This window comes from Xenorhabdus sp. Sc-CR9, assembly GCF_963897815.1.
Taxonomy (GTDB): domain Bacteria; phylum Pseudomonadota; class Gammaproteobacteria; order Enterobacterales; family Enterobacteriaceae; genus Xenorhabdus.
In genome coordinates this window covers 1-11,653 of the sequence record NZ_CAWQTY010000229.1, presented here as the reverse complement: position 1 = coordinate 11,653, position 11,653 = coordinate 1, and the positions used below count along the sequence as shown (strand labels likewise).

Here is an 11,653-nt window from a genome sequence, read left to right as displayed (position 1 = left end):
CAGATGAGTGGCTCAGTGTATGCGTCAATAGCTTCTGAACGGGCTTAAAACCCTAGGCTGGATCAGACTGCATACACCGCGCCAAATCTAATCGTATTTATTTTAACCTATATTTAAGATACAAGGCTGGACTGCCCAAATGATTGCCCAGGCTTTGCGTATTCATGAAAGTACGGTAAGCCGTCATCTGAAAGATTACTTTTCTGAAGAAAAACTTGCCCCTGAAAATGGCGGCTCTGAAAGTCGTTTATCTGCCGAACAAACGGCAGAACTCGTTGAATATTTGGCGGCAAATTTGATGCACACCACCGCGCAAATTGTGGACTATGTCTGGGCACGCTGGCAGGTGACTTTCACTGTCGCCGGGATGACAAAATGGCTCCACCGTCAAGGGTTCAGTTACAAAAAGCCGATGGGAACGCCGCATAAATTCGACGCGGATAAACAGCAACAATTTATTGAGACCTACAACGCGCTGAAAGCGAAATGTGGCCAGCATGAGCCGATTTTGTTTATTGATGCCACGCATCCTACCCAGTCCACAAAATTAAGTTACGGTTGGATGAAACGCGGAAGAGAGCAGGTCAAAGTGGTTGAAACGACAGGAGGCCGTACTCGCCTCAATCTCATGGGGGCGCTCAATTTGCAACGGATTGAAGAGACCGTTATTCGTGAATATCCGACGATTAACGCCAAAATGTCGTCCTGTTTTTCGGTGCCATCCGGGAAACGTATCCGCTTTCACAAAAAATTCATCTTATTCTGGATGGAGCCGGTTACCATCACGCTGAAATCGTTAAATTTTTCGCCGAGGTTCTGAATATAGAGTTACATTATCTGCCACCTTACAGCCCTAATCTCAATCCGATAGAGCGGTTATGGAAGTACGCGAATGAACAGATACGCAACAATGTCTATTTCCCGGATGCAAAAACCTTCCGCGAAACATTTCATCATTTTTTTCATGTCACCTTCCCCGAAAAAATACAGGCATTGGCTACTCGGCTTACGGATAATTTCCAAACTTTAATTCCTGCATCTTCAAGTTAATTGCGTATAAGTAAAATTAAGACAAAAATTATTTAATGTTTAACAATCACCAATTCATTAAATGTATAATTGAAATTTCTTGGATTTTCACATTAAGATGGCGTTTAACTTTTAGTTAACATGAAAATAAAAAAATGAATTGATTTTAATACTGATAAGTATCATTTTTAGTCATATATAAATATTTAATTATGGTAAGAATTAATGTACTGCTCGAAACCCAAACAAATGAAACATGTGTCTTTCTTTATGTATGTATTAGAAAAAATTCTGATACAGATAATTATTAATTTTATAGCATATAGCCAGATAAAATATGATTGCTATATTTCAAAAAATATAAATATTAAAGGAAAGCATTGTGACTAATTTTATTAATACCAATAATAATTCCAAATTAAATAATCTCCCTATCCATGTTGAATGTCATACAGAATGGGGAAAATTACAACATGTCATTGTCGGTCGTGCAGATAATGCCTGTATTCCGCCACCAGAACCTGCATTTATGGCCCGTATCCCGGAAAATTCAGATATGCGTGGTCGTTACGGTCCAAGAAGCCAAGAATCCATTGATGCTGCCAATGAACAATTGGATGGATTATCTTCGATACTGATTTCACGTGGTATTCGTGTTGATCGACCAAGCCCACTAGATTTTAACTCTCCTGTACAGACACCAGATTTTACCCAAGGCACCATGTTCGGTTGCCAGCCGCCAAGGGACATTCTCATCACTATTGGCCGAGAAATTCTCGAAGCAACAATGAGTTTCAGATCTCGTTTCTTTGAGTATTTGTGTTATCGCCCTTTGATTGCGGCTTATATGAAAGAAGATACCACCATGCGGCATGAGTCAGCCCCTCGTCCTCGACTTTCGGATAAGAGTTATCGGCATGGTTATTTATCTGAAGAGATCAGTATAGATACCCGGAAAGAATGGGTAATGAAAAAAGAATTTGTTACGACAGAAGAAGAACCCATCTTTGAAGCGGCGGATATTGTCCGATGTGGAAGAGATCTTTTCGTACAGCATGGCTTTACTACAAACATGCAAGGTATTGATTGGTTACGGCGTCATTTTCCTGATTATCGCATTCATGCTGTCAACTTTCCCGGAGATCCTTTCCCAAGCCATATAGACTGTACTCTGTTACCTTTGCGTCCCGGTTTAGTTTTAAATAACCCTGACAGGCCGTTACTGCCTGCATTCAGAGAATTATTTATTCGTAATGACTGGCAAATTATCGAAGCTGCACCTCCTGCACATCACCAATCTCCCCCATTATGTTATTCAAGCACATGGCTATCAATGAATATGTTGTCACTTGATGAGAAAACAGTGTGTGTAGAAGAAAGTGAAATTTATCAAATAGAACAATTGGATAAATTAGGTTTTGAAGTTATTCCCGTGCCTTTCCGCAATGCTTATCCTTTTGGTGGTGGTTTGCATTGTGCCACAACGGATATTTGGAGAGAAGGAAACCTTGATGATTATTTCGCTAAAGAAAAATCACCTTATTAACACATAACTTATCGGTATATTGATTATATAAAAACAATGAGTCTTATTTTGACCATTGAAAATCATGGCCTGAAAATTGGAAATCTTTCAATGAATAATATAGAACTCAATACAAATTCTTCTAAATATTCACCGAATACCTTTCTCCGCAAGGATGTTCAATATTGCCTTAAAAAAGTGCCTACCGATTTTCTCGTAGAAGAAGTGCCACACTTCTATAAACCCTCAATAGAAAAACAGATCTGGCATTTTCAATTACGCAAAGAAGGTATGACAACCTCTGAAGCGGTTAAAAATATTGCCAATATATTAGAAATTCCCGAAAGTCATATTGGGTATGCCGGGTTAAAAGATGAAGATGGAATAACAAGTCAGAGAATATCTATTCAATCTTTATCACGGAATATAGATACCCATGCTATCAATGCACATTTGGATATGGCATCAGGCAAATGGCTCTCATTGCATGAAGTGGGTTGTTTTGAAGAAAATATCAAGATTGGTCAACTCGTGGGTAACAGTTTTAGAATTGTCATTCGTAACTTAGATAAGCCTATCGCACACGCCTTGGCAAAACAGACATCCTATCACCATGCTTTTATTAACTACTATGACACACAAAGATTTGGTGTACCTGGAGGACCCTCTACAACTCATCTTATTGGGCAAGCTTTTCACCACGGAAAATGGGAAAAAGCCTTGTCATTGATATGCCAATCAGCATCACCAGAAGCACAAGCAGCTCAAAAATGGCAAGGTAAAGCTGAACATTTCTTCCATCAATTAGATCCCAGACGGCTCTCTTTTTATTATGCTTCTTATGGCTCTTATCAATGGAACAATCTCGTCGCCCAAGAATTCCAGCGATATCACCAAGCGCTACATGTGATGCGCTCATCAATACCCTATGTTTTACCCACTGCTTATTCTGATGTCATGACATTTGCCGCTACGACATCTTGGTATCCTTTTACCCGATTTAATATCGTCAATGGAAAAAAAGTAGAAAAGCAAAGTCTTCGCCCAACCATTGTGCATACCTTTATCAAAGTTATCGATCTCAATGAAGATCATGAATTCCCTGATCGTTCCAGTTTAACAGTCGAGTTTTTTCTTCCCTCTGGCTGTTACGCAACGATGGCAGTTTGTCAATTTATCCACTTAGCAAATAAGCAGTTTTTCACTGTTTAACTTAGGAGGTTTATATATGCGCATACTATTACTGATTCCTCCCTATATTCCCTCTTATTTTAATGCTGGTCATCACCTGCCTTTATTTCAAGTTGCAACCTATATCAGGGAAAGAAATTCATCATGGCAAGTTACTGCATTAGACGGTGGTGCATTAAATCTCACTTGGCATGATTTAGCTCAGGAATTGGCAAAAGGCTATGACTTTATTGGTTTATTTAATGATTTTGATGCCGTGGATAGTTTCGGCCGCACAGCAATGTATTGTCGAGAAATTCTACCCCAGGTAAAAATATTTACTTTCGGACGATTATCAAAACAGATCCCTGATTGGTTTAAGCAGTTTGATTTTGAAGGTATTGTTTTCAGCGGTGATTATGAAAGTGGTGTTGAATCTTTCCTGCTAAATTATGCTCCCGACACAAAGGGTATTTCTGGCCTTATTATAAAAACGCCCCTTGGGTATTTGCAGGGTGATGTCGGTCAGATGCTGAGTCCAGAAGAGTGGATACTCCCCGATACCTTGGAAATCCCTTACGCTGCATATGATCGGATGTATAAGAATGATTTGAACAAATTCTGTGGTATTCCTGATCGACGCAAACTCGTTATTCCTGTAGCACGAGGATGCCCCGTGGGTTGTGAGTTTTGTGATGTCCCTCCCATGCAAGGTAAAAGTGAACGGCGGCTTTCCGTTGAGCGTGTCATCGAATATATCATGGAACAACAGCATATCCAGCCATTTGACTATGTCTCTTTTTATGCTCCTACCTTTACCTTGAATCGTCGGTGGGTAAAAGAATTGTGTCATAAACTCATCGAATTAAAACTACCCATTCGATGGAAATGTGTAACGACAATTTATCATTTGAACAAAGAATTGATTGAATTAATGGCACAAGCTGGCTGTATCCGGATCAGTCTGGGAGTAGAAACTATTTCCGTCTCACCAAACCTACAATTACCCAAAATAAAGCTAAATACTGAGGCTAAAGTTGAAGAACTACTCGCAATTGCCGAGCAGAACGACATAGAAATCAACGCATTCATTATTCTTGGGTTACCCGGAGATACAATAGAAGCATCAATTAAGACAATCGACTGGTTGATTGCTGAAGGTGCCAGAGTCCGTCCCACGGTTTATACCCCTTACAACGAATTGCACGAAAATTACTCAATAACAGAGGTGGGCAAATATAACCGCCAGCTTTTTCACGAATTTCCTCACTCTCTGGAAGAGCGACAAAAAGGTTATGCCTTGCTATTTGCTAATCAAAAAGATCGTGTCACTGAGGTCATGAAAAAAATTACACAGCAAGTGGAATATGAGCAAAAATCCACATCAGGAGACCATATATGAATATCCGATGGTATTTGCCTGATTTTGAAAAGAAAAAAGAACCCTTTGAATGGTTTTGTTCAGATCATTTTCTATCACCGAACGTCTTCAAAAGATTACAAGCAGAATTTCCACATACAGGTTATCGTCAATCTCACCGTGAAGAGGGTGACGGAAAATACTATAGCACTTGGGATCTGCTGGCTATTGATAATGGTATTCCTGCTTCGGAAACATGGAATAACCTGACCACTGCGTGGAAAACAATGCTGAAAGTTATCTTAAGTGACGATTATCGCCACTACTTTTCAACATTGATGGAACGCGATCTCTCAAAGACGCGTTTACATGTCCGTTTTACTATTTACCATGAAAATTGTTGGTTAGCCCCCCATTGTGACCGCCCCGATAAAATCCTGACTCAAACCCTCTATTTCCCTACAGGTCATATCGAAGGTGGAGAATTACTTATTCTTGGTTCATCTGATCCTGATGATATCAAAGAAGCCGTTGCGCCTTCTCCCAACCGCTCAGTAATCCTCCTGCCTTCCTCCTGTTCTTGGCATAGTGTCCGTAAAGTGGTGCCTGGTTCACAACATGCACGGCGCGCTCTACTCCTTCATTACGTATGCCCTGAAAATCTCTAAATAATAAGGATAATGAAACTTATGTTTAACTTATTACTCCCCCAAGCATTAACAAACACCCCCTACCATTGGGGTATGGTGTCTCCTTTTATTGATGAAGAAACAGCCAACAACCTGATGGAAACATTTCCTCATGAAGGCTTTATCATGGCAGAAAAAATGGCAGAACAAACCGATGATAAAAAAACCTACAGTCTGGAGGCATTACTCATTGAAGAGGATACTCCGCTTTCTTCTGTATGGACCGAATTTTGCAAGTATCTAAAAAGCAATCAATATCGGGATAGAGTGGGAAAATTGATCGGCAGAGATCTCAGTTTAGCTCGTTTAAACTTAACGCTATGGCGATATCGTTCTTCTCAATGGTTAGGGCCACATACAGATAAAACCGAAAAAGTTGTGACTCAAATCTTTAATTTCAACCGAAATTGGTCTCCTGATTGGGGGGGATGTCTGCGTATTTTACACTCTGATGATTCACAAGATATTTATCGTGAAATTCCACCTGAACTGAATACGTCAGTGATTCTACAACGTTCAGATCAATCATGGCATATGGTAACACCCATTTCTGCTTCTGCACCTGAAGGAACTTATCGGCGTGTACTCACGGCTGTTTTTATTTTGGAATAAGGGCTGGAGAAATAATATGCAAAAAATTGAAGTGATAGGTGGCAATCGATTATCAGGGCGTGTACACATTTCAGGTTTTAAACATGCTTTCCCCCCATTGTTTAGCCTGGCATTGTCATCAAAACAACCTTCTTTAATCAAAAATGTTCCTGATATTGCAGATATCAGGATACTGGGAGAAATAGGCCAATTACTGGGTGCCAACATATTGCACGAGCCAGAAAAACGCACCATGTATATTGATCCCCGTGGTTTGAGGAATACTAAAATACCTGAAGATTTAAGTTCGTTGATCCACGGTGCATGGTATCTGGTTCCTGGAATACTGGCCCATGCAGGGCATGTCATATTAGGTGAAACCGGTGGCTGTAAGATTGGAGTTGGCCAGGGAGGAGAACGGCCCATTGAACAACTATGTACCGTTTTACAACGCTTCGGTGCCAAAGTCGAAACCATAGGAAATATGATTCAAGCCACTGTAACGCGTTTTTCCCCTACTAAAATTGATATGGCTCACTTTGCCGTTGTTGAAAAAAGTACGGGTAAATTGACTGGTCCACTGTATTCTGGTGCAACAAAAGCCGCATTGTTATGCGCCGCAAGAGCTGAAGGTATTAGCGAAATTATTAATCCTTATCCTAAGCCCGACGTTGTGGCATTAGTTGAAGCCATCAAATGTCAGCAGGTTGCTATAGAGTGGAAAAAAGACCGAATTGTGATTGCCGGGAAACCTGATACGGATGGTTTTGAAACGACTCTTGGCCCTGATCTGATCGAAGTCATGACTTATTTGACCCTTTCCGCTTATTGCAATGCGCCAATTTCTATGACTGGCGCTTCTCAAAAAGCTATCGAAACCGGGCTATCGGCTGAAATAACTTGTTTGGAAAAATTGGGTTATCAACTTCAATGGGAAGAGAATGCTCTCTCTATTGCCCAGATATCCCCTGCTTCCCGATTGGATATTCAAGTTACCTCGCACGGAATATTCAGTGACAGCCAACCCTTTATGGCTCTTTTACTGATGGCTTCTCAATTAGGCGGCAGTATTACAGAACAAGTTTGGGTCAAACGTTTTCAATATATTGAAGAATTGGAAAAAATGGGAGCTAAAGTTATTCGCAATGTCAGATCAGTAGACATTCTGCCCCATGTTCCCTGTAAAAGTGGCATAACAGTACAAGCCGCTGATTTACGTGGAGCCGCCGCCTTAGTGATTGCAGCATTAAAGATATCAGGGAAAACACAAATAAGCGGGATTGATCACCTTGAGCGCGGTTACCCAGACTTATTAGGGCAACTTCGTGTATTGGGAGCCCAAATTTAAACGTCTGCTATGGAGTGTATTAATGGCTAATACGACACCTGTTAATAATAATTACCCTCTACCTGTGGTACCCGAGCGTCTTTCTCGTCAGCGGGAATTTTTATTTGATGGTATAAACTTACGTAGTGGTGAATTACACCATAAAACATTAACAAAAATTATTCAGGACATTTATATTCCGCCACAAAGACATCAATTTTATCCTTATCCTCACATTGAACATGAACATGCCGCAAAAATATTAGGAATAAACTCGTCTTCTATTTATTTTACTCCGGGATCAGACGTCGCAATTGGCCTGATATTACGTTTGATTGCTTGTACAACAAAAAGATTAATCATTCCTATACCTAATTATTTTGGCTGGAGTGATCATGCCAATCTTAATCAGATTGATATATTACCCATTTATTTTGATGACCAATGTGCGGAAAATTTTTGCATCAAAACATTATTGGGAGCAATCAAAACGGCACCTCCCTCTATTGTTGCAGTTTCAAATCCCAATAGCCCAACCGGGATAGAATTTGATAATAATACGTTATTAGAAATTTCTCATGCTTGTGCCAAGCATGGTCACTTATTGATTATTGATGAATGTTTTATAGCATTTGGTAACGTTAACCATTTGGATCTTTTAGGCCAGCCTGAGCACATCATTTATGTTCAATCATTTTCTAAAGGTTATGGTTTAGCAGGTGCGCGTATTGCTGCCATCATAGCCTCTTCTACGATTATAGATATCTTATCTCAGGAAAGGACTGAATCAGCGATCTCAGGCAGCACTTGGGCACTACTTCAGGGAATGTTAGCGAAAAAAGAACATATTAAACAAATTTGTCAATCCATTATTCAAACACGGAAATATGTTATTGAAACCATCATGAAATTACGCCCAAATTGGCAAGTTCTCCCTTCAGGTGCCAATTTTATCAATGTAAAAACTATTGGTGATAATCCCGCTAAATTAGTAGAGATCGCCGCTTTAGGTGGATTTTATATCCGTGATATGAGTACACAAGAAAGAATGAATGGGTATATCAGAATTGGTATTGGAGAATTAGAATTAATGATTAAATTTCTAAATAAAATTTTTCCTTCAGAATACTATTCTGACGAACAAATCTACAGTAAGTAAATGACAGTGCATCGTGATGAAAACACCGTTAAATAATATCAGCCAACTAAATATCTACCCAATATATCACTCTGATATTCTGAATGGACGAATATTAAAAATCAAGCATACCACAACGAATAACTGTGGAATGCTGATGCGTTGTGGTATGCAGCGAGGAAAAGAAAAATCAACATACAATCAATTATCAGGCATGTTGCCCATCAATACTTGGATAGATTTACGTACACCTGAAGAATATGAGTCAAAATTCAATTCTCATATTCCAACATCAATCCAATATCTCAGTCGCCCCATGCGATTTAAACCACCAGAGAATAATCAGACACGTATTGTCACAGAGTCTGATTATATTCATCTTTATTTCACCATGAGCCATGTGGCATGGAAAATTGCTCAGGAAATTACAAAATTACTCGATACAGGAAATGTGATGCTTCATTGCAGCTTAGGAAAAGATCGCACAGGGCTTGTCACCGCTGCCATTCTTCACCAGCTCCAATTTTCCACTTCAGAAATAGCCCATGATTTTGCGTTGTCTGCCAGATTTCTCCGTCGCCAATATCAATTGATAGAAGATAAAGCCAAAAGAAATGGCGTCCCTAATCATCTGCAAGCTCGCCGTTATGAACTATCGGAGAAAACAATTATCCCTGTATTGCGTGCATGGACAAAAATAATCTCATGTGGTGGAGATAAATATGATCGATAATATGCAGCGCATTTTAGTGATTGGCTCACCTGGTGCAGGAAAATCAACCTTTGCCAGACAACTAAGCCAAATTTGCTCGATTTCCTTGTTTCATCTTGATAAAGAGTACTGGCAAGAAGGATGGATAGCCCCTTCTGCAGAGGAATGGCAGCAAAAATTAAGCACCTTAACAAATCAATCATCATGGATTATTGATGGTAATTATGGTTCAAGTCTGCCACAACGGTTAGAAAAAGCGGATACTGTTATTCATCTCTACATACCAACCTATATTTGTTTATTCCAGGCCATAATACGTATAGCTAAATGGCATGGAAAGCAGCGTCCTGATATGGCTCTTGGTTGCTATGAAAAAATAAACTTCGATTTTTTACGACAAATAATAAAATATAGAAAATATCAATTTAAAAAAGACAAATTATTACTGGATGATTTTGATGGAAATTATATTCAATTGACGTCAAGAACAGCAATGAAAGTATTCTTACAAAAAATAGCTCACAGCGATAAACATAATCATTGACCCAATATTTTGAATCTGTATTTGAAATACGAAAGGTATAAGCTCATTAATTGAATGAGAGAAAAATCATGGCATTAAACCGTCGAGAGTACCTGTTTTTACTGGCCATGGCAATTGGCAGTATGGGCGGAGGGATTTGGCGCCCGATGGCAATTTTTTATTTAGTCTTAGTGCAAGGGTTAAATATCGTAGATGTTGGGCTGGCTATGACAATAGGTGCGATGATCGCATTACTGATTACGGGTTACCCAGCAGGCCTATTGGCTGATAGATTAGGGCCAGCAAACTCAACATTGATAGGTAGTTTACTGCGATTTAGTGCGTTTCCTTGGATGTTGGTTGTTTCAATGCCCTGGCAGGTCGCTATCATCGTTATGTGTGTTTCCATCGGTGAACGTATTTACTGGTGTGCCAACCCTGCGGCAATAAGAGTTCTATTTCCTATTAAAAATACTCAGATGAATATTTTTGCTACTATAAATAGCTGTAGAAATATTGGTTTAGGTTTTGGGGCTTTATTATCTCTATTCTTCATTGATAAAGATGGAATATCTAACACCATAGTTAATTTAATTATTTTGGGTAACTCTTTTGGTTATTTTATATCAGGAGTTATTATTTTCATAATAACTAAAAAAATCACCAAAAATTCTAATAAAACCACTTTAAACTCAATAAAAACTAATAAAGATCATATTCCCTCTTTTTCTATCCTAAAGGATAAAAAATATCTTATTTTTGTTTTTTTGACTGGTATATTACTACTGGCAGGAAAAAGCATCGAACTTGTATTACCCTACTACTTTCTGATTGAATGCAATTTACCATCTTGGTTTGCCGCGTTTGTATTTACCGGTCTTTTTTTTGGTATTCCCTGCTTTCAGCAAGTTGCGTTAAGATTAGGTAATAAGCTGGGATGCCTGAAATCTTTGGCGTGGTCTGGATTTTTACAAACGATTGCCTATAGCATTATTTTATTTCTTCACGGTAACTTTGCATTACAATTTATCTTAATTTTGATTGTAACCTTACTGCTCAGCCTTGCTGAAGCCATTCTCGGGGCACAAATGGGAATTGCTATTTTACTTTTTTCTCATTCTGGTTATGAAGGACGTTATTCTGCTGTTCTTCAGTTTGCGTTCGGAGGTGCCACTGTAATATCCCCTTGGTTATTCACCCAACTTCTCAATTTCTCCAGCACTATTTTATGGGGAAATATTATATTATACGTTACCTTAACAGGCATAGGATTTCTTATTCTCGATCGATATCAAAATAAAATTAACGGTTGATACAAAAAAGAACAAATAAGCTTGAAGAGGGTTTCTCTTCAAGCTATTAATATATTCTGTAATTCTTATATTCAGCATGTTTTAGATTGTAAAAGAGAACTTGAAACATTATAAAATCAGTCATTTTTTATATCATGATAGAAGAAACTTATACCAATCTAACTTGAAGATGCAGGTTTTAAAATCTGAAAGTTGTCAGTCAGTCGAGTCGTGAGTTCTTTCGCTTTTTCTGGCAAAGTGGTATGAAAAAAGTGGCGAAGGGTTTCACGGAATGTC

Annotated in this window: 10 protein-coding genes and 2 pseudogenes; 11 read left to right on the top strand and 1 reads right to left on the bottom strand. The window is 38.9% G+C overall.

The window, feature by feature from the left end; translation table 11 throughout:
- Window positions 1-121 precede the first annotated feature (121 nt).
- The 11 genes and pseudogenes from AACQ81_RS18375 to AACQ81_RS18325 form a co-directional block, all read left to right on the top strand.
- Window positions 122-1,050: pseudogene (locus tag AACQ81_RS18375) on the top strand (IS630 family transposase); the annotation flags it as partial.
- A gap of 361 nt (window positions 1,051-1,411) precedes the next feature.
- Window positions 1,412-2,575 (top strand): serine/threonine protein kinase, encoded by a 1,164-nt coding sequence (locus AACQ81_RS18370; RefSeq protein WP_237388190.1) that lies wholly within the window; start codon window positions 1,412-1,414, stop codon window positions 2,573-2,575.
- A 48-nt stretch (window positions 2,576-2,623) separates the two neighbouring features.
- Window positions 2,624-3,766 carry a tRNA pseudouridine(13) synthase TruD gene (gene truD, locus AACQ81_RS18365; RefSeq protein WP_339353449.1) on the top strand — a complete coding sequence of 381 codons (1,143 nt, stop codon included), beginning with the start codon at window positions 2,624-2,626 and terminating at the stop codon, window positions 3,764-3,766.
- Between the two features lie 16 nt (window positions 3,767-3,782).
- Complete coding sequence (locus tag AACQ81_RS18360; RefSeq protein WP_237388188.1) at window positions 3,783-5,126, top strand: B12-binding domain-containing radical SAM protein; 1,344 nt, start codon at window positions 3,783-3,785, stop codon at window positions 5,124-5,126.
- Window positions 5,123-5,752, top strand: a complete 630-nt coding sequence (locus tag AACQ81_RS18355) for a 2OG-Fe(II) oxygenase (protein ID WP_237388187.1) — start codon at window positions 5,123-5,125, stop codon at window positions 5,750-5,752. Before AACQ81_RS18360 ends, AACQ81_RS18355 begins: the two co-directional genes overlap by 4 nt.
- A gap of 21 nt (window positions 5,753-5,773) precedes the next feature.
- Window positions 5,774-6,385 (top strand): 2OG-Fe(II) oxygenase family protein, encoded by a 612-nt coding sequence (locus AACQ81_RS18350; protein ID WP_237388186.1) that lies wholly within the window; start codon window positions 5,774-5,776, stop codon window positions 6,383-6,385.
- 16 nt (window positions 6,386-6,401) lie between these two features.
- Window positions 6,402-7,712 carry a hypothetical protein gene (locus AACQ81_RS18345; protein WP_237388185.1) on the top strand — a complete coding sequence of 437 codons (1,311 nt, stop codon included), beginning with the start codon at window positions 6,402-6,404 and terminating at the stop codon, window positions 7,710-7,712.
- 22 nt (window positions 7,713-7,734) lie between these two features.
- Entirely contained in the window at window positions 7,735-8,850 is a 1,116-nt protein-coding gene (locus AACQ81_RS18340) for an aminotransferase class I/II-fold pyridoxal phosphate-dependent enzyme (RefSeq protein ID WP_237388184.1), read from the top strand.
- A 16-nt stretch (window positions 8,851-8,866) separates the two neighbouring features.
- Entirely contained in the window at window positions 8,867-9,562 is a 696-nt protein-coding gene (locus AACQ81_RS18335) for a tyrosine-protein phosphatase (protein WP_237388183.1), read from the top strand.
- Complete coding sequence (locus AACQ81_RS18330) at window positions 9,552-10,085, top strand: hypothetical protein (protein WP_237388182.1); 534 nt, start codon at window positions 9,552-9,554, stop codon at window positions 10,083-10,085. The genes AACQ81_RS18335 and AACQ81_RS18330 overlap by 11 nt, the downstream gene beginning before the upstream one ends.
- A 68-nt stretch (window positions 10,086-10,153) precedes the next feature.
- Complete coding sequence (locus AACQ81_RS18325; RefSeq protein WP_237388181.1) at window positions 10,154-11,377, top strand: MFS transporter; 1,224 nt, start codon at window positions 10,154-10,156, stop codon at window positions 11,375-11,377.
- 158 nt (window positions 11,378-11,535) lie between these two features.
- Here the strand turns inward: AACQ81_RS18325 and AACQ81_RS18320 are convergent.
- A pseudogene (locus AACQ81_RS18320) lies at window positions 11,536-11,653 on the bottom strand (IS630 family transposase); the annotation flags it as partial.